Here is an 18,523-nt window from a genome sequence, read left to right on the forward strand (position 1 = left end):
CGTGACCACACACATCGCCCCACCTCGGCTGCTGCCGAAGCAGTCGCCACCCGGTATCGGGACGCGGATCCGCAACACCCTGCCGGAACGCTTCGCCCCCTACGTCTACATCGCCCCGTTCTTCCTGATCTTCGCCGTCTTCGGCCTGATCCCGCTCCTGTTCACCTTCGTGGTGTCCCTCTTCGACTGGAACCCGATCGGTCAGCAGACCTTCATCGGCTTCGACAACTTCACCAGGCTCGCGGCCGACCCGCGGTTCTGGAACGCGATGCTCAACACCTTCGCGATCTTCATCATCTCCACGGTGCCGCAGCTGGTCATCGCCCTGGGCCTCGCCCACCTGCTGAACCACGTCCGCCTGCGCTTCGCCACCGGCTTCCGGATGGCGATGCTCGTGCCGTACATCACCTCGGTCGCCGCGACCACGATCGTGTTCGCCCAGCTGTTCGACCGTGACTACGGGCTCTTCAACTACCTCATCAGTTTCTTCGGCGGTGATCACGTCGACTTCCTCAACGACAAGGTCGGCTCGTGGTTCCTCGTCGCGCTCATGGTCGTCTGGCGGTGGACGGGCTACACGACGCTGCTGTACCTGGCGGCGTTGCAGGCCATCCCTCGTGACGTGTACGAGGCGGCCGCCGTCGACGGCGCCGGCGGCTGGAAGCAGTTCGTCTACATCACCATCCCGTCGTTGCGTCCCATCATCGTGTTCACGATCGTCACCTCGACGATCGGCGGGCTCCAGGTGTTCACCGAACCACTGCTGGTGAACCCGGCCACCGGCCTCACCTGTGGTGCGGCACGACAGTGCCAGACGCTCACGCTGTTCCTCTACGAGCAGGGCTTCGGCCAGTTCGAGTTCGGATACGGCTCGGCGATCGGCGTCGCGCTGTTCGTGATCGTCGTACTCGTCGCCCTGCTGAACTTCTTCCTGTCCACCCGCACCCGAGGAGGACGCTGATGTCCGAGACGCTCAACTCCACCCAGCTGATGGCGAGCGCGACCTCGGCCGGCCGGAAACGGAACGGCGGCCGGATCGGCCGCATCCCCTGGTACACCTACGTCCTCCTCGTATGCGCCGTCGTCGTGAGCATGTTCCCGCTGTACTTCATGTTCGTCGTCGCGACCACGGACTCGGCGACGGCGACCACCCTGCCACCGCGGCTGTACCCGGGCGACAACCTGTTCCACCTCGTTGGGCTCGTGCTCGAGACCGTGCCGTTCATCCAATCGATGATCAACAGCCTCATCGTCGCGCTGTCGATCGGCGTCGGATCGGCCCTGCTCTGCGCCCTGGCCGGGTTCGCCTTCGCGAAACTGGAGTTCCGCGGCCGCAACGCGCTGTTCATCCTCGTGGTCCTCACCATGACCGTGCCGACGCAGCTGAGCGTGATCCCGCAGTACCTGATCATCTCCGCGCTCGACTGGGTGGACACCCTGCAGGCACTCATCGTCCCCGGCCTCGCGAGCGCGTTCGGCATCTTCTGGATGCGTCAGCACATCTCGAGTTCCGTGAGCGACGAGCTGCTCCAGGCGGCGAGACTCGATGGTGCCAACACCTGGCAGATCTTCTGGCGGATCGTCTTCCCGGTCATCAGACCGGCGGCGTTCGTCCTGGGACTGCTCGGCTTCGTCGGATCGTGGAACGACTTCCTCTGGCCGTTCATCGTCCTGAAGTCGCCCGAGATGTACACGGTCCAGATCGCGATCAAGGCCCTGCAGTCGCAGCGGTCGATCGACCTCGGCCTGGCGATGGCCGGGTCGTTCCTGGCCACCATCCCGCTGCTCATCGCGTTCATCTTCGTCGGCAAGCGCATGGTGACGGGGATCATGGACGGAGCGTTCAAGGGATGACCCTGCAACACGACGGCGTCACGCCGACCACGTCAGGCATCGTCCGCGGCGTCTGGAACGACCGACGGGCGTCACCCGTCGAGCGGGCGCGAGCACTCCTCGATGAGATGACCCTCGAGGAGAAGGTCGGTCAGCTCGGTTCGGTCTGGTTCACCGAAACGGCGGGCGACTTCGCGCCGAGCGTGGACGGCTCCGACGATCCGGCTGCCCCGACATCGGCGCCCACCGGCGACTTCACGGGTGGCCTCGGGCAGTTGACGCGCATCTTCGGGACCGAACCGGTGACGGTGGCCGAGGGTGTCGATCGCCTGCGGGAACGGCAACGGCAGGTCGTGGCCGGCAACCGGTTCGGCATCCCCGCGATCGCACACGAGGAGTGTCTGACAGGGTTCGCCGCGTACGGTGCGACCGCCTTCCCGACGCCGCTCGCCTGGGCCGCCTCGTTCGACGAGGAGCTCGTGGAGCGGATGGCTGAGGTGATCGGAGACGACCTCCGTTCGGTCGGTGTCCATCAGGGACTCGCGCCGGTCCTCGACGTCGTCCGGGACTACCGCTGGGGCCGGGTCGAGGAGACGCTGGGAGAGGACCCCTACCTCGTCGGCCAGCTCGGCGCCGCGTACGTGCGTGGTCTCGAGCGGTCCGGGGTCGTGGCGACGCTCAAGCACTTCGCCGGCTACGCCGCCTCCCGAGGCGCGAAGAACCACGCCCCGGTGAGCATGGGGCGCCGCGAGCTCGCCGATGTCGTGCTTCCGCCGTTCGAGACGGCGATCCGGCTCGGGGGAGCGCGAAGCGTGATGAACGCCTACACCGATCTCGACGGCGTCCCCGCGGGCGCCAGTGTCGAGTTGCTCACCGGCATCCTGCGCGACGACTGGGGTTTCGACGGCACCGTCGTCGCCGACTACTGGGCGATCCCGTTCCTGGCGACCATGCACCATGTCGCGAGCGACGCGGCGGAAGCCGGCGCGCTCGCCCTCACCGCCGGGATCGACGTCGAGCTCCCGGAGACCGCCGGCTACGGCGTCGGCCTCGTCGGGCTCGTCCAGGAGGGGGCGCTCGACGAGCGGCTGGTCGACCGGGCCGTGCTCCGGCACCTGCGGCAGAAGATCGAGCTCGGCCTGCTCGACGGGGGCCCGCTCGTGCCGGAGCACGCCGCATCGACCGATCTCGACGGCCCCCGAAACCGCGCCATCGCGACGCGTCTGGCCGAGGAGTCGGTCGTCCTCCTCCGGAACCGCGCCGTCCTCCCACTCCAGACCCCCGCGCGCATCGCCGTGATCGGGCCGGCGGCCGACCAGTTCCGCAGTCTCGTGGGCTGCTACGCGTTCCCCAACCACGTGCTGTCGAAGCACCCCGGGCACGATCTCGGCATCACCATCCCGACGATCCTGGACGCGGTGCGTACCGAGTTCCCGGCGGCGGACATCGTCGTCGAACCGGGATGCAGCATCACCGAGACCGGTCGGGAGGGCGTTCCGGCCGCCGTCGAGGCCGCCCGTTCAGCCGACGTCGTCGTGCTGGCCGTGGGCGACATCGCGGGCCTGTTCGGCGATGGTACTTCGGGAGAAGGCTGCGACGCCGAGGACCTGCGCCTCCCCGGGGGCCAGCACGACCTCGTGCTCGCCGTCCTCGCGACCGGGACGCCCGTCGTCCTGACCGTACTGTCCGGGCGACCCTATGCGCTGGGGGACTACGACCGGGCCGACGCACTGGTCCAGGCGTTCTTCCCCGGGCAGGAGGGCGCGGCGGCCGTCGCGGGGCTGCTGTCCGGCCGCGTGCAGCCGAGCGGACGGCTCCCGGTGCAGATCCCTCGTTCAGCGGCCATGCCGGGCACCTACCTGCAGCCGCCGCTCGGTCTGGCGTCCCGCGGGATCAGCGTGCTCGACCCCACGCCGCTCTTCCCGTTCGGTCACGGCCTCACCGCCGGGGACGTCCGCTACCGATCGCTCACGAGTGCAGCGGAGCTCGCCGTCGACGGTGAGGTCCTCGTCGACGTCACCGTCGAGAACATGGGCGTCGAGGACGCCGTCGAGGTGATCCAGCTCTACGGTGCGGATCCGGTCGCCTCCGTCGTGCGTCCCTCGGTCGAACTGCTCGCATTCGCACGCCTCACGGTCGCTGCCGGGACGTCGGCCACGGTGCGTTTCTCGGTGTCGGCCGATCGCTTGTCCTTCACCGGAGTCGACGGCCGTCGGGTGATCGAACCGGGGACGTACGTCCTGTCCGCCGGGCCGTCGGCACTCGAGCGTCCGCTCACCCACACGATCGAGGTGACCGGCAGCAGGCGGGAGCTGGTCGGGCCGCGCGAGCTCCGCGTGGACTGGCGGCGTGTCGACGCGGTCGCGAGGAAGGCCTGACCATGCCGTTCGTCCCGATCTCCCAGGTCACCCTCACGGGTGGGCCCCTGTTCCAGGCGCAGGAGGCCGACCGCGCCTACCTGCGAGCCCTCGAACCCGATCGCCTGCTCGCCCCGTTTCTCCGTGAGGCGGGCCTGGAGCCCCGGGCGGCGTCCTACGACGACTGGGAGGTGCGCGGACTCGACGGCCACACCGCCGGGCACTACCTCTCGGCCTGCTCCCTGATGGTCGCCTCCACCGGGGACGACGTCCTGCGCTCCCGACTGGAGTACGCGGTCGCCGAACTGGCCCGAGCACAGGATCATCTGGGGACCGGATACGTCGGTGGTGTCCCTCGGAGTGCCGAACTCTGGGCCGAGGTCGCAGCGGGGATCACCGAGTCGACCTTCCGCGCCGGCCGATGGGTGCCCTGGTACAACCTGCACAAGCTGTACGCCGGTCTCATCGATGCGGCCCGCCTGACCGGGAATCAGGTGGCACGCGACGTCGTCCTGCGCCTCGCCACGTGGTGGGAGGAGCTCGCCGCCGGGATCGACGACGAGCACTTCCAGCTCATGCTCGAGACCGAGATCGGCGGGATGAACGAGGCGTACGTCGACCTCTTCGACCTCACGGGCGATCCCCGCCATCTCGCGATGGCAGCCCGCTTCACGTCGACCGCCCTCAGCGGACCGCTGTCGCGTCGTTCCGACGAACTGACCGGCCTGCACGCCAACACCCGCATCCCGCAGTTCGTCGGGTTCGCCGCCCTCGCCGCTCGGAGTGCTGATCCGGCCCTCGCCCGCGCGGCCCGGTTCGCCTGGGAGACGATCCTGACCCGGCGCACGGTCGCGATCGGCGGCAACAGTGTCCGCGAGCACTTCCACGCCATCGACGACTTCACCCCGATGACCGAAGACCGCGAGGGCCCGGAGACCTGCAACAGCTACAACCTGATCAAGCTGGGCCGACGGCTCAGTGCCGACGGGTCCGACCCGGCGATCACCGACGCGCTCGAACGGATCCTCTTCAACCACCTCCTGTCATCGCAGCACCCCGAGCACGGCGGGCTCGTCTACTTCACCTCGATGCGACCCGACCACTACCGCGTCTACTCCTCGCCGGAGCACAGTTTCTGGTGCTGCGTCGGGACCGGTCTGGAGAGCCACGCGAAACATGGTGAGTCGCTGTACCGGTTCGACGACGACGCGGTGTCGGTCGAACTCTTCGCGCCCTCGGTCGTGCGGATCCCGGAACTCGGTCTCGAGCTGGAGCAACGGACGGCCTTCCCGTCCGACGGCGTGGTCGGACTCACCCTCGGGCTCACCGGTCCGCGGCGGTTCCGTCTCCGCGTCCGGGTTCCCGGGTGGAGTGATCCGACACCCGAGGTCTTCCTCAACGGCGCTCCGGTGACCGCCGGACTCGAACGCGGCCACTTCGTCGTGGATCGTGAGTGGAGCGACGGCGACACCGTGTCGTTCGAGCTCCGCATGAGCGGTCGTGCGGAACCGTACCCGGACGGCTCGGACTGGACGTCGCTCCTCTGGGGTCCGTCCGTCCTGGCCGCCCGTGGCGAGTCGCTGCCGACCGACGTGGTGCTGGCCGGCCGCGCCCACGCCCCGCACACCGCCGTCGGCCCGCTCACCCCGCTCGCCTCGGCACCGATCGTCCCGCGGTCGGCTGTGCCCTACCGGGACGCCGACGGGCGACTCCGGATCGACTCCGACCGAGGACCGATCCCGTTGGAACCGTTCGCAGGTCTGCACGACGCGCGGTACACCGTCACGTTCCCCGTGGCGTCGACGGCGGACGAGGACGCCGTCGCTCGGCGCCGCACCGCCTTGGTCGAACGGGACCGACGCGCCGCGAGCATCGACGGACGGACGGTCGACCGGGTCGCGCTGGGCGAGCAGCAGCCGGAGGCGGATCACGCGTTCGAGGGGGTGGCCAGCGCCAGCGGCGCGGTGGGTGGTGTCCGCTGGCGGAGCACGGCCAAGCGTCTGTCCGTGACGCTCGTTGACCCGCATCTCCTCGGCCGGGTCGTCAGAGTGACCTGGTTGCACGACCCGGCGGGCCACGGTCTCACCCTGGAGATCGACGGCACGCCGGTCGCTCCGCAGGAGGGCGGGCGAGACGACGACCTGGAGTGGGCGGAGTACCCGCTGACGCCCACCAGCGCCGGGTGGGGTGTCCGGCGGTTCGCGCTCGTCGCGGAGCCGGATCGCGAGACCCCGCGGTGCACCGAGCTCCGAGTGCTGACCGCCGAGGGAGTCTGACCACCGGGGTGGGCACGCGCAGCACCCCGGGATGCGGGACCATGGAGCCATGACGACGACGCCGGAGCGGGACGACCTCAGCGTGACGCTCGCGGACGTCGCCGCGAGATCCGGGTGCTCGGTGTCGCTCGTCTCCCGGGTGCTCGCCGGGAAGCGCCATGCATCCCCGGACACCCGGGACCGCATCCTCGCTGCAGCGCACGACCTCGGCTACGACCGGGCCGCGCAACGTCGAGGTCGGCCTCGCTCGGTGCCGCGTCTGCTCGACCTGGCGATGAGTCAGTGGGACGATCCCTGGGCGAACACGGTCGTGACGAGTGTGCGGCGGGCGGCCGCTGCGGCGAACTACGATCTGGTGCTCACCCCGGAGAGCGAGTCGATGGTCGACGACTGGCCCAGTCGGGCACGTGCGCGGGGATCGGCCGGTGTCGTCGTGTGCCTCATCCGTCCCAACGTCTCCCAGCTCGACATCCTCGCCTCGGCCAACATCCCCGTCGCGCTCCTCGATCCGCGTGCGGAGCCGGCGCGGAGTCTGCCGAGCGTCGGGTCCACCGACTGGCAGGGCGGCTTCGACGCGGGTCGGCATCTCGCCCGGCGGGGGACGCGTCGGTTCCTCATCATCACCGGCCGACCGAAGTACCGGTTCGGCCGTGCGAGGGAGGCCGGTTTCCGAGCGGCGGTCGAACGGCACGCCGACGGGGCGACGGTCGAGGAGATCTCGTCGCCCTGGTCCTCGGAGAGTGCGTTCGTCTCCGTGCGCAAGCTGCTCAGGCAGGGCGGGCTCCCGATCGGCGTCTTCAGCTGCAACGACGAGATGGCCTACGGCGTCTACCGCGCCGCTGAAGAGCTACAGCTCCGCATCCCCGACGACATCCGGGTCGTCGGCTTCGACGATCTCCCGCAGTCCAGGTTGATGCCGCCGCCGATGACGACCGTGCGACAGCCGATGCGCGCGATGGCTGCGCGTGCGGTCCAGCTCGTCCTCGAGGCGGAGCCCGGGACGGACCCGGGGGACCGCGCGGAGTTCCCGACCGAACTCATCGTCCGCGCCTCGAGCTGACGCGGACGCGGACGCGGGAGAATGGTCGCCATGACGGGATCAGCGGACACCGACGAGGTGTCGACGGAGCACTCGAGCGTGTCGACGTGGATGCAGGCGCTCGGCACGGCGACCGGGAACCCCGGCGGCGGGGCCGCATCCGGACTCATGCTGGCGATCGCCGCCGGCCTCACCGCGATGGTCGCCGGCTACACCCGAGCCACGCATGCCACCGAGGACGCGAGCGGGCAGGACGAGAACGGGTCCGAGGCCGAGGCCGAAGCGACGATCGCCGCACTCCGCACTCGCGCCGAGGCGCGCTCCGAGCTGGCGCTGCGTCTGGCCGACGAGGACGCCCACGCTTCGCGGGCGTTCGGCAGTGCCTTCCGTCTACCGGCCGGCGTCGAACGGGACGAGGCGATCCGTGGTGCGTCCATCGAGGCGGCCGCGGCCTCGGCACGCCTGGGCGAGCATGCCGTCGACGCGATCGACGATCTCGCCTGGCTCACCGAGCACGGCAACCCGGCGCTGATCGCCGACGTGGCGGTGGCGATCGGTGCACTCCGCGCCGCGATCACGGGAGCGCGGACCAACGTCAGCTTCGATCTCGGTTCGGTCCGCAGCGCACACGGCTCTCTCGAGGAGGTCCGCGCCGACGAGCCGCGCCTGTGGGAACTGGTCCCCGTGTTCGACCGCGCCCTCGAGCGGATCGACCGGCTCGCGGCGTCGATCGACTCCGAGGCCGCTCCCACCGACGCGGCGTCGTAGCCGGTGGTCAGCGCCCGCCGGGGCGCGCAGCCGGGCCGCTCGGAACCCGGACGATCAGGGCGTGGTGCAGGTTCCTCAGCGAGACCGAGATCACCGAACCGTGCGAGTCGCCGTCCAGTTGGATCTCCTGCGGCTCCTCGAGTCGGAGGTGCATCGTCCGCGCCTGTGCGTAGCTGATCGCGCGTGCCTTCGGCGAGAATCGTCCGACCAGCCGGCCGAACCGCGTGCGGTGCAGCATCCGGTTGAACGTCAGGCGGTAGCCGATGTTCCCCCAACCCGGACCCTTGCCAGGGCGCAACATGACGGCATCGAGCAGGCCGTCGTCCACGACGGCCTCGGGGAGCAGCAGGACCCCACCGGTGAGCGTGCCGGAGTTCCCGACGATGATCGTGTGCGCTCGGGCAGCCGCCTCCGGACGGTCGTCGAGTCGATAGTGCAGGTCGAACTGCCGGTTGCCGATGATGCTCTGCGCGATCGGGTCGGAGTAGGCGAGCCAGCCGATCCGTCGCTTCAGTCGTTCGTTGGTGTGGCCGGCCATGTGCGCATCGAGGCCGATGCCGGCCATGACGAGGAAGACCTCGTCCCGGTTCGTGCCGTCGCTGCGCCCGAGACTGACCTGACCGACGTCGACCACCTGGTCACGCCCTGAGCAGGCGATGTCGACCGACCGTTTGAAGTCGCCCAACGGCAGGCCGAGCGCCCGGGCGAAGAGGTTTCCCGTTCCGGCCGGGACCAGCCCGAGGGGGATGCCGGTGGAGGCGATCGCCTCGGCGGCGACCCGCAGCGTCCCGTCGCCTCCCGCGACCAGGATGACCGAGGGTGCCGAGGCGATCGCGGCCGCGGACGCACCCCGGCCGTCGTCCTTGGCGCTCGTCTCGTGCCAGGTGGACGGTGCCAGTCCATGCGTCGACTCCGCGGCTGCGACGACCGAGCGGAGGACCGTGATGTCGACCTTGGAGGGATTGACGACGACGGCTGCGCGTCGACGTCCGCGTTCAGCTGGTGCATCGTTCACAGCGTCAAGGATAGGAGGCACCGGCTCGGAACCAGCGGTGGACGCGAGCCGTGCCGCGGGTTCGTGAGACGCTTGCCCCATGGACCTCGAGGTGTCGCCCGGACTGACGATCCCAGCAGCCGAGCTGCAGTGGCGTTTCTCCCGGTCGTCCGGCCCGGGCGGACAGCACGTGAACACCTCCGACAGCCGTGTCCAATTGACGTGGAGTGTGGCCGAATCGGCCGTCCTCACCGACGAGCAGCGCGACCGACTGCTCGAGCGGCTCGGCGCCCGGCTGGTCGGGGGAGCCATCACCGTGACGGTCTCCCGCGAGCGATCGCAGCTCCGGAACCGCGAACTCGCACTCGAAAGGCTGGCGACACGCATCAGGTCGGCCCTCGCGCCGCCGGCGCCGACGCGCCGACCCACGCGTCCGACCCGCGGGTCGGCGCGACGCCACCTCGCGGCGAAACAGCAGCGGAGCGCCACCAAACAGCAACGACGACGTCCCTCCGACGACTAGCGGGTCACACCGTCGCCTCCCGCAAGGGCGTGCGCCGGACGGTCCGGTCCATTAGCGTTCCCGGAGAGCGCACCCGTCGACGCCGTCGTCGTGCGCGAACGGAGGAACACCATGCGCATCGTCGTCATCGGCGGGACCGGCCACATCGGCACCTTCCTCGTCCCGCGACTCGTCCGGGCCGGCCACGAGGTCGTGAGCGTGAGCCGCGGCGATCGTTCGCCGTACACGGACGCGCCCGAGTGGGACCAGGTCGAGCGGATCCGGGCCGATCGGGAGGCCGAGGACCGGGACGGTGTCTTCGCGCGACGCATCGCGGACCTCGGCCCGGACGTCGTCATCGATCTGGTCTGCTTCACGGTCGCCTCGGCGACGGCGCTCGTCGAGGGACTGCGCGGCAACACGGGTCAGCTGCTCCACTGCGGATCGATCTGGCGCTACGGTCCCAGCGCGTCCGTCCCCATCGTCGAGGGCTCCGGGACGGCGCCGTTCGGCGACTACGGCGTCCAGAAGGACCAGATCGCTCGGCTGCTCCAGCAGGAGACCGCCGACGGAGGACTGGTGACGACCTCCCTGCATCCCGGACACATCGTCGGACCCGGGTGGGCGCCCATCAACCCGTTGGGCAACCTCGACCCCGGGGTCTGGCGGACCCTCGCACACGGTTCACCGCTGCGCATCCCCGGACTCGGTGCCGAGCTGCTGCACCACGTGCACGCCGACGACGTCGCGCAGGCCTTCGAGCTCGCCGTCGCGAACCGGGACCGTGTCGCCGGCGAGGACCTCAACGTGACCTCGGCCGCCGCGGTGACCGTCCGCGGCTACGCCGACGTCGTCGCCGGCTGGTTCGGACGCTCGGCCGAGCTCGAGTCGGTGACCTGGGAGCGCTTCCGAGCAGAGACACCGACGGAGCACGCCGACACCACCTGGGAGCACCTGGTGCGGAGCCACTGCGCGTCGATCGACAAGGCACGGTCGCTGCTCGGATACGAGCCCGCCTACACCTCGACGGAGGCGGTCCTCGAGTCCGTCCGTTCGCTCGTCGCCCGCGGGGAGTTGGACCTGCCAGAACCACGAGCAGCCCTGAACACGAGCCGCTGACGACGCGATCCTTCAGGGGGCCTGCAACGAGCTCCGGAGTCCGTGCGGTGCGTCGACCTTCGGACGCTGAAGGATCCCGCGGCGTCGGAGGATCGGCACGAGTTCGTCGAGCATGCGGTGCACGGTCACCGGATGGAGGTCGCCCGAGAAGATGAACCCGTCGTTGTCCGCCTCGCTGCCGGCGCGTTCGATGTGGTCGGCCACCTCCGCTGCCGTGCCGACGACACCGCTGCCGTCGGTGATCCGCCCGAGGCGTGCCTTGGGCACGAGCAGCTCCCGGAGCGTCGCCGCTGCGAAGGACTCGTGTGGTCCGCGCAACGCGTCGAGACTGCCGCGCGACACGTGGTCGCCGAAGACGGCCGGGTCCACCGGTCGGTCGAGGTCGAGCGCCGTGAGGTCCGTCTCGAGGTCGCTCGACCACGCGAGCGCGACGGAGCGCAGCGTCTCGTCGTCCGGCTGTTCCGAGGCGGCGACGAGACGGTCGGCCTCGGCACTGCTCGACACGATGACGGGCTTGAACACGAACAGGATCGCGGGAGGGGTGTCCCGACCGACGGCAGCCGACGCGTCGAGGACCCGCCTCCGGTACGCACGGAGGCTTGCGATGTCGAGCGGTGCGAGGGCCAGCTGGACGTCCGACTGTCGCCCGGTGAAGGCGAGCCCTCGCGGCGAGGAGCCTGGCGACACGATGACGGGCTCGCCACCGGAGTCATCGTCGAAGGGGAGGGCGTTGAGCGGCCCGTCGAAGTCGTAGTGTGCGCCGCGATGCTCGACGCGGTCGAGGTGGCGGCCGTCGGCGAAGCGTCCGGAGGCGGTGTCGCCCACGTACGCGCCGGGTCGCCAGCTCCGCCAGAGCGCGCGCACGCCGTCGAGCCACTCCTCCGCCCGCTCGTAGGCGACGTCGTGCGGCACGACCGGCTCACCGAAGTGACGGCTGCTGCCGACGTCGGTGACCACGTTCACTCCGAACCGTCCGCGACTGAGGTGCTGCAGGGTCGCGAACTGCCGTGCCGCCTGGTACGGGGGCAGTTGCAACGGGTTCACGGTCGGGATGATGCCGATGCGCTCCGTCACCGCGAAGAGGAACGGGGCGAGGCTCAGCGGGTCGTGCTTCGGCCCGCCGTAGGCGCCGCGGATGCGGAGGTCGAGCGTCTCAGGGTTCCCCAGCGAGAGGGCGTCCTCGATGATCAGGAGGTCCAGGCCCGCCTGCTCGAGCTCGCGCGCGGCCTGCTGGTAGAGGGCGGGTTCCTGCCAGCGGTAGTCCCAGTCGAGGTACGGATGCCCCCAACCATGCGGACCGAACCCACGTGACAGGAACCAGCCGAAGCGTTGCCGGGCGCTCATGCGGCGACCGCCACATCCGCCGTGACGCTCGCGCCGGTGCCCGTCGACGGTTCCCGGACGGGGAGCGCGTCGAACGCCGAGGCGAGGTCAGCGATGAGGTCGGCGACGTCTTCGATGCCGACGGAGATCCGCACGAGTCCTTGGCCGATGCCGCTCGCCGCGAGCTGCTCGGCCGAACGCTGGGCGTGCGTGGTCGAGGCCGGGTGGAGGATCAGTGACCGGACGTCGCCGAGGTTCGTCATCCGCGTGAACAGGCCGACGTGGTCGATGACCATCCGCGCTGCGTCCCGTCCGCCGTGCAGGGTGAACGAGAACACCGATCCCTGTCCATCCGGCAGATACCGGTCCGCCAGGCCTCGGAACGGACTGTCGCTGAGTCCCGAGTAGTCGACCGAGGCCACTTCCGTCCGTCCCGCCAGCCACGTCGCGAGGGCGAGGGCGTTCTCGCTCTGCCGTTGGACGCGGAGTGACAGCGTCTCGATGCCCTGTGCGATGAGGAACGCGTTGAACGGCGAGGGCGTCGGGCCGAGACGCAGTGCGATCGATGCCCGTGCGTAGGCGGCCAGCGCTGCACGCCCGCCCGCCTCGACGTGGCTGAGCCCGCCGAGTGCGGCGAGCGGCGAGGTGAGGTGTCGGTAGCGGTCTGCGCGAGCGGTCCAGTCGAACGTGCCGCCGTCGACGACGACCCCGCCCAGCACGGTGCCGTGGCCCGCCAGGAACTTGCTGGCCGAGTGGACGACTATGTCGGCGCCGTGCTCGATGGGACGCAGGAGGTAGGGCGTGGCGAAGGTGTTGTCGACGACGAGCGGGACCCCGTGCGCATGGGCCAGGTCGGCGACGAGACGGAGGTCCGTGAGGTCGTTGCGGGGGTTCGGAATGGACTCGACGAAGATCGCGCGTGTCTCGGGTCGGATGGCACGCGCCCAGGCGTCGGTGTCGAGCGGATCGGCGACCTCGCTCGTGGTGATCCCCAGCCGACCGAAGTTCTCCGTGAAGAGGCTGCGCGAGCCCTCGTACAGACTCGACGCGGTGAGCAGGTGGTCGCCGGCCTCGAGCAGGGAGAGCAGGGCGACGCCGACAGCCGCCTGGCCGGAGCCGAGGAGCAGCGCGTCCACACCACCCTCCAGTGCCGCGAGGCGGCGCTCGACGGCGTCGATCGTCGGATTGCCGACCCGGCTGTAGCTGTATCCACCAGGGTCCGGACCGAACCGCCGCTCCGCCTCGTCGAAGTCCGTGAACACGAACCCGGCACTCGCGTAGATCGGCAGCGCCCGGGGTTGGAGCGGCGCATCGGGTGCGCCACCGGCGTGCAGCTGTCGGGTGCTGAAGCCCCCTCGGTCCCGCTCGTGCATCGCCTCGTCCTCTCCGTCAGTTCGGCCGTCGTCGACGCCCCGGCGTCGGTGACAGGCACTCTACGGTCGGCACCGGGGCGGGCGCAGGTGACGACGACATGCGCGGACACAATCGGCCGGCGACGCAGCCGTCGGGGGAGGCCCCGTACCCTGGAGAGGCGTCGGCCGCGGACACGGTGACCGGCGCCGACGGATCGGACGAGGGGGAACCGTGAAAGCACTCATCGCATCGGGGAGTGGTCGGTATGCGGATCCGTGGCACCCGTACGCGCGCACGAGCCCGCTCATCGCGGAGGTCCTGGAGACGGCCGGCTTCGCGGTCGAGATCGACGAGGACGTCGATCGTGCGATGACGAGACTCGAGGGCGTGGAGGTCCTGGTGGTCAACGCCGGCGACCCGTGGCGGTCCGAGGACCAGGGCCGAACGCCTGCCGCCGCGATCGACGGCTTCGCGGAGGCGCTCGGTCGAGGTGTCGGTGTGCTCGCGATGCACGCGGCGCTCGCCTCGCTCCGCGACTACCCGGACTGGGCGCCGACGATCGGGGCGCTCTGGCTGCCGGGTGTGTCCTGGCATCCGCCGATGGGCCCGACCGTCGTCCGCGGCCTGGCGTCCCCAGCAGGCGGACCGCTCGGCGACATCCCGGTGGACGACGAACAGTACCTGCGGCTGCAACCGGTCGGTCGGAGCACCACCGTCGCCGAGCACGACGTCGACGGCGAGCGGTTTCCCGCGGTGTGGGTCCGCGAGGTGGGGACCTCCCGCGTCGCCGTCGACGCACTCGGACACGACGAGCGTTCCTACGCCTCAGCGGAGCACCGTGCCCTGCTCGCAGCGCTGGCACGGTGGGCGGCCCGGGCACCGTCTGCGTGATCCGTCACGGATCCTCGACCGGCCTCGTCTGTGTCGCGACCCCCGTCGGCGCAAGCCCCCGTCGAACGGGAGTCGGGCGTCCTGAGCGGGTCTATGCTCCTGTTCGGGGCTGCGAGCGACCATGATCGCCGGCCGCGGCCCGCATCAGGAATCGGAACCTCGAGAAAGCCGCACCACGTGTCACAGGACCTCATGTCACCTGAGAACAACGTCCAGCGCATCATGCGCACCGGAACCGTCTGGTTCGGCGTCGCGGTCGGGAGCACCGCGATCGTCCTCGGGCTCCTCCTCAGCTCTGGCTGGCGGCCGGCCGTCCTCGCCGAGGGACTCCGCGTGGTGTGGTGGTGCTGCTCGGTCATCGTGGGTCTGAGCATCGGCCTGCTGGGCTGGTCCGGGTGTCCGATCCTCGAGGTGGACGTCCCGACGGCGTCGCGGAACAAGTCGCTGACCATGCAGCTCGGAACGATGCTGTTCATCCTCGGAAGCCTCGGCGCCATGTTCACCGTGCTGGCCGGGTCGCCGAGCTGACACCCGCGGCGCGGGCACGTCCGGCTCCGGCGGCGTCGTAGAGTCGATGCATGGCCCGATCCTCAGCACCGCTCCGCAGACTCGGCTTCCTCACGATGGGCCTGTTCGACCCCGAGGAGCCGGCGGCCGGGCACGAGGCGACCCTGCAGCTCATCGAACTCGGTGAACGCCTGGGGTTCGACAGTGCCTGGCTGCGGCACCGGCACCTGCAGTTCGGCATCTCCTCACCGGTCGCCGTCCTCGCCGCCGCGACGCAGCGCACGAAGCGCATCGCACTCGGCACCGCGGTCACACCGCTCGGCGCGGAGAACCCCTTCCGGCTCGCGGAGGATCTGGGCACGGTCGACGTCCTCTCGGGAGGCAGACTGCTTCCCGGCTTCAGCACCGGGGAGCCGATGCGGTTCGACGCGTTCAAGTACGCGATGTATCCGTCGACGCTCGACCAGGAGGACCTCGGCTACGACCGCGTCCTCCGCCTCCGCTCCTTCATCCGCGGTGACGTCGTCAGTGACAGCGCCGGTCGTGAGGGCCAGGAGGACTACTCCTCTCGGGTCGAGCCGCATGCCGCCGGTCTGGCGGAGCGGCTCTGGTATGGAGCCGGCAGCCTGCGGTCGGCCGGTTGGGCCGGCGAGCACTCCTTCAACCTGCTCACGAGCAGCGTCATCGCCGCCGAGGACGGCACGACGGACTTCGCGGCGAACCAGGCAGCCCAGGTGCGTCGGTTCCGAGAACTCCACCCGGCGGGTGAGCGGGCCCGCGTGTCACAGGGGCTCGTGGTCATCCCGACGGACTCCGCGACCGCGTCCCAATGCGCCCGGTACCACGAGTACGTCGAGTCGAGACGGCACCGTGTCGGCGTCGCCCATGGGCCGCGGCGGATGCTCTTCGCGGAGGACCTCGTCGGCAGCAGTGCGGAGATCGCGGAGCGGCTGCACGAGCACGCCGGGTTCCAGGAGGTCGACGAGGTCGCCTTCGCCCTCCCGTTCACGCTCGAACCGGACGACTACACGCAGCTGCTCACCGACATCGCCGGCGCACTCGGGCCCGCCCTCGGCTGGCGACCGGCCGCGGACGGGGAGTCCCGTCCGGCCTGAGCGGACCGGTCGGAGACGGCTTCCGGTCGCGCGTACAGTGCAGGTATGACGCAGCACGGGTTCAGACGGTACGTGGCCATCGGCGACAGCTTCAGTGAGGGCTACGGGGATCTCCGGGAGGACGGCACCCTTCGGGGGTGGGCCGACTTCGTGGCCCTCGGCCTCGCCCGGGCGTCCACGGAGACCGTCAGCTACGCGAACCTCGCCATCCGCGGGCGGAAGCTCCTGCCGATCCTCGACGAACAACTCGACCGAGCGATCGCGATGGGTCCGGACCTCGTCAGCTTCAACGGCGGCGGCAACGACATCATGCGCCCGCGGGTGTCGATCGACGGCGTCGCCGACCGCTTGGACGGTGCGGTCGATCGTCTGCGTGCCGGGGGAGCCCACGTGCTGCTGTTGAGCGGGGCGAACCCTTCCGCTCACATCCCGATGGGTTCGCTCCTCGCCCGCCGCGGCGAGCAGCTGGCTCAGACCGTGCGGGTGCGGTACCCGCGCGAGGGGGTCACCTTTGTCGACAACTGGGCCGATCGGACGCTCGCCGACCTCCGGTACTGGTCCGTGGACCGCCTGCATCTCAACGCCCTCGGCCATGCCCGGGTGGCGAGCAACGTGCTGACGGCGCTCGACGTGCCGGTCCCGGACGAGTGGGGGATCGACGACGTCGCTGCGGCGCCGCCCGGTCCGCGTCAACGTCGCACCGCGGCCTACTACCGCGAGCACGTGCTGCCCTGGATCGGGCGCCGCCTGACCGGACGTTCCTCCGGTGACGGCCGCGAACCGAAGATCGCCCAGTTGCAGCCGGTCGACACCCGCGGCTGACCGGCACCGGTCAGCCGCGGATCGTCAGCCGACGCGGACGAGCGTCCGCTGCCAGCCGGAGGATCCGTTGGGAGCGATCGGCGCCTGCTCCTCGATCTGGAGGTTCCCGGCCTTGTCGGTCGCACGGACGGCGACGTAGTGCGTACCGGCGGTCGCCTCCCAGTCCATCCACCACTGCACCCAGGTGTCGTCGTTGATGGCGGTCGTGAGGTTGACGCTCTGCCAGTCGCCGTTGTCGATGCTGACCTCGACCTTGGCGATCCCGACCGTCTGCGCCCAGGCGACACCCGCGATCTTCGCCGGTCCGGCCGGCAGCTGCTTGTCGATCCGGGGCGTGGCGATCCGCGAGGAGAGTTTGATCGGCGCCTTCGCGTCGTAGCCGCGCGGGGTCCAGTAGGCCTCGTCCTTGTCGAAGGTCGTGACCGTCAGCTTCGTCAGCCACTTGGTCGCCGACACGTAGCCGTAGAGGCCCGGGACGACCATGCGAACGGGGAAGCCGTGCTCGAGCGGCAGGGGCTCGCCGTTCATCGCCACGGCGAGGATCGCGTCGAGGTTCGGGTCGGTGAGCGACTCGATCGGCGTGCTCGCCGTGAAGCCGTCGACGCTCGTGGACAGGACCATGTCGGCCTTCGAGTCGGGCATCGCCCGCTTGAGGACGTCGCGCACCGGGATACCGAGCCATTTCGCGTTGCCCAGGAGGTTGCCGCCCACCTCGTTCGAGACGCAGGTCATCGTGATGACGTATTCGTCGAGACCCATGGCGAGGAGCTCCTCGAAGGTGATCTGCACCTGCTCGCCGACCATGCCGTCGATCGTGAGCGTCCAGGTGGCCGGGTCGACCGTCGGCACGGTCAGCGCGGTGTCGACGCGGTAGAACTTGTCGTTCGGCGTGAAGAGCGGGCTGAGGCCGTCGACGTCCGCCTCGGCTCCGTCGGGGATCGTGACGGTCGACTTCGGCGCCGGGAGCTTGAGGGCGTCGCGGACGGCAGTGATCGACGAGGTGGTGACGTTCACGAGGCGTGCGCCCACGCCGACGACGACGGCACCGGCCGCCGCGATGCCGGCCACGCGGAAGAAGCCTCGGCGGTCGAACGCCGCGCGCTCGTCGTCCGAGCCGTTCGCGGCCCGCTTCGGCAGGCGACGACTCAGGAGGACGAGGATCACGACACCGGCCGCCAGACCGAGGATCACGGGGACGACGGCGAGCGGGGTGGCACCGGCACGGGTGACGGTCGTCGCACCGGCGAAGACGCCGGCCGCGATGAGGACCACGACACCGAGCGGTGGACGGATCTGCTGCAGGACCCCGGCGATCGCCGCGGCGATAACGACGGCGACCCCGAGGCTCACGAGGAGGAAGACCTTGTCGTTGCCACCGAAGGTCTCGATAGCGAACTCCTTCGCCCACCGCGGGACGATGTCGATGACGAACGATCCGACGGTGAGGAGAGGACTGCTGCCTCGGGCGAACAACAGCGCCGCCAGCTCGGCGATCGCGAGGAACACCGCTGCTGCGACGATGCCGGACAGTGCTGCTGCGAACCAGACGAGGCGTCGTCCGCTCCGTGTGGTGCCGGTCTGGTGCTTCGATGGCATGTGCTTCTCCCTGATCGTGGCTCGACAG

At 70.2% G+C, this 18,523-nt stretch carries 16 protein-coding genes; 12 read left to right on the forward strand and 4 right to left on the reverse strand.

Annotated features, from left to right (window positions below):
• Position 1: 1 nt before the first annotated feature.
• Genes ACLIME_RS04675 through ACLIME_RS04700 form a run of 6 tightly spaced genes read left to right on the forward strand, consistent with a single transcriptional unit; the run spans position 2 to position 8,273 of the window.
• Entirely contained in the window at positions 2-961 is a 960-nt protein-coding gene (locus ACLIME_RS04675) for a carbohydrate ABC transporter permease (RefSeq protein WP_079705845.1), read from the forward strand.
• On the forward strand, positions 961-1,854 hold the full coding sequence (locus tag ACLIME_RS04680) for a carbohydrate ABC transporter permease (RefSeq protein ID WP_079002436.1): 894 nt from the start codon (positions 961-963) through the stop codon (positions 1,852-1,854). The genes ACLIME_RS04675 and ACLIME_RS04680 overlap by 1 nt, the downstream gene beginning before the upstream one ends.
• Positions 1,851-4,211: a beta-glucosidase family protein gene (locus ACLIME_RS04685; RefSeq protein ID WP_411558316.1), complete on the forward strand. Its 2,361-nt coding sequence runs from the start codon at positions 1,851-1,853 to the stop codon at positions 4,209-4,211. Before ACLIME_RS04680 ends, ACLIME_RS04685 begins: the two co-directional genes overlap by 4 nt.
• Positions 4,212-4,213: 2 nt before the next feature.
• On the forward strand, positions 4,214-6,466 hold the full coding sequence (locus tag ACLIME_RS04690; RefSeq protein ID WP_411558317.1) for a beta-L-arabinofuranosidase domain-containing protein: 2,253 nt from the start codon (positions 4,214-4,216) through the stop codon (positions 6,464-6,466).
• 49 nt (positions 6,467-6,515) lie between these two features.
• A complete protein-coding gene (locus ACLIME_RS04695) occupies positions 6,516-7,526 on the forward strand; it encodes a LacI family DNA-binding transcriptional regulator (RefSeq protein ID WP_158596572.1) in 1,011 nt (336 codons plus the stop codon).
• A 30-nt stretch (positions 7,527-7,556) separates the two neighbouring features.
• On the forward strand, positions 7,557-8,273 hold the full coding sequence (locus ACLIME_RS04700) for a cyclodeaminase/cyclohydrolase family protein (protein ID WP_411558318.1): 717 nt from the start codon (positions 7,557-7,559) through the stop codon (positions 8,271-8,273).
• A 7-nt stretch (positions 8,274-8,280) separates the two neighbouring features.
• Here ACLIME_RS04700 and ACLIME_RS04705 read toward each other — a convergent pair whose 3' ends face one another.
• Entirely contained in the window at positions 8,281-9,288 is a 1,008-nt protein-coding gene (locus tag ACLIME_RS04705; protein ID WP_411558319.1) for a diacylglycerol/lipid kinase family protein, read from the reverse strand.
• Positions 9,289-9,367: 79 nt separating this feature from the next.
• Between ACLIME_RS04705 and arfB the strand changes: the two genes are divergently transcribed.
• Positions 9,368-9,790 (forward strand): alternative ribosome rescue aminoacyl-tRNA hydrolase ArfB, encoded by a 423-nt coding sequence (gene arfB / locus ACLIME_RS04710; protein WP_411558320.1) that lies wholly within the window; start codon positions 9,368-9,370, stop codon positions 9,788-9,790.
• A gap of 111 nt (positions 9,791-9,901) precedes the next feature.
• On the forward strand, positions 9,902-10,888 hold the full coding sequence (locus ACLIME_RS04715; protein ID WP_411558321.1) for an NAD-dependent epimerase/dehydratase family protein: 987 nt from the start codon (positions 9,902-9,904) through the stop codon (positions 10,886-10,888).
• A gap of 12 nt (positions 10,889-10,900) precedes the next feature.
• Here ACLIME_RS04715 and ACLIME_RS04720 read toward each other — a convergent pair whose 3' ends face one another.
• Positions 10,901-12,232, reverse strand: a complete 1,332-nt coding sequence (locus tag ACLIME_RS04720; RefSeq protein ID WP_411558322.1) for an LLM class flavin-dependent oxidoreductase — start codon at positions 12,230-12,232, stop codon at positions 10,901-10,903.
• A complete protein-coding gene (locus tag ACLIME_RS04725) occupies positions 12,229-13,584 on the reverse strand; it encodes an O-acetylhomoserine aminocarboxypropyltransferase/cysteine synthase family protein (protein ID WP_411558323.1) in 1,356 nt (451 codons plus the stop codon). Before ACLIME_RS04725 ends, ACLIME_RS04720 begins: the two co-directional genes overlap by 4 nt.
• Positions 13,585-13,795: 211 nt before the next feature.
• Between ACLIME_RS04725 and ACLIME_RS04730 the strand changes: the two genes are divergently transcribed.
• The 4 genes from ACLIME_RS04730 (at position 13,796) to ACLIME_RS04745 (ending at position 16,899) form a co-directional block, all read left to right on the forward strand.
• Positions 13,796-14,455 (forward strand): ThuA domain-containing protein, encoded by a 660-nt coding sequence (locus ACLIME_RS04730; RefSeq protein ID WP_244175478.1) that lies wholly within the window; start codon positions 13,796-13,798, stop codon positions 14,453-14,455.
• A gap of 177 nt (positions 14,456-14,632) precedes the next feature.
• Positions 14,633-14,983, forward strand: a complete 351-nt coding sequence (locus ACLIME_RS04735) for a hypothetical protein (protein ID WP_079705855.1) — start codon at positions 14,633-14,635, stop codon at positions 14,981-14,983.
• Between the two features lie 50 nt (positions 14,984-15,033).
• The gene (locus ACLIME_RS04740; protein WP_411558324.1) at positions 15,034-16,077 is read left to right on the forward strand and encodes an LLM class flavin-dependent oxidoreductase; all 1,044 of its coding nucleotides are present in this window, start codon (positions 15,034-15,036) and stop codon (positions 16,075-16,077) included.
• 45 nt (positions 16,078-16,122) lie between these two features.
• Positions 16,123-16,899 carry an SGNH/GDSL hydrolase family protein gene (locus ACLIME_RS04745; protein ID WP_411558325.1) on the forward strand — a complete coding sequence of 259 codons (777 nt, stop codon included), beginning with the start codon at positions 16,123-16,125 and terminating at the stop codon, positions 16,897-16,899.
• A gap of 24 nt (positions 16,900-16,923) precedes the next feature.
• Here the strand turns inward: ACLIME_RS04745 and ACLIME_RS04750 are convergent, their stop codons facing one another.
• Positions 16,924-18,495, reverse strand: coding sequence for a molybdopterin-dependent oxidoreductase (locus ACLIME_RS04750; protein WP_411558326.1), 1,572 nt, complete (start codon positions 18,493-18,495; stop codon positions 16,924-16,926).
• Positions 18,496-18,523 lie beyond the last annotated feature (28 nt).

It is taken from the genome of Plantibacter sp. MPB07 (assembly GCF_046619465.1).
GTDB lineage: Bacteria > Actinomycetota > Actinomycetes > Actinomycetales > Microbacteriaceae > Plantibacter > Plantibacter auratus.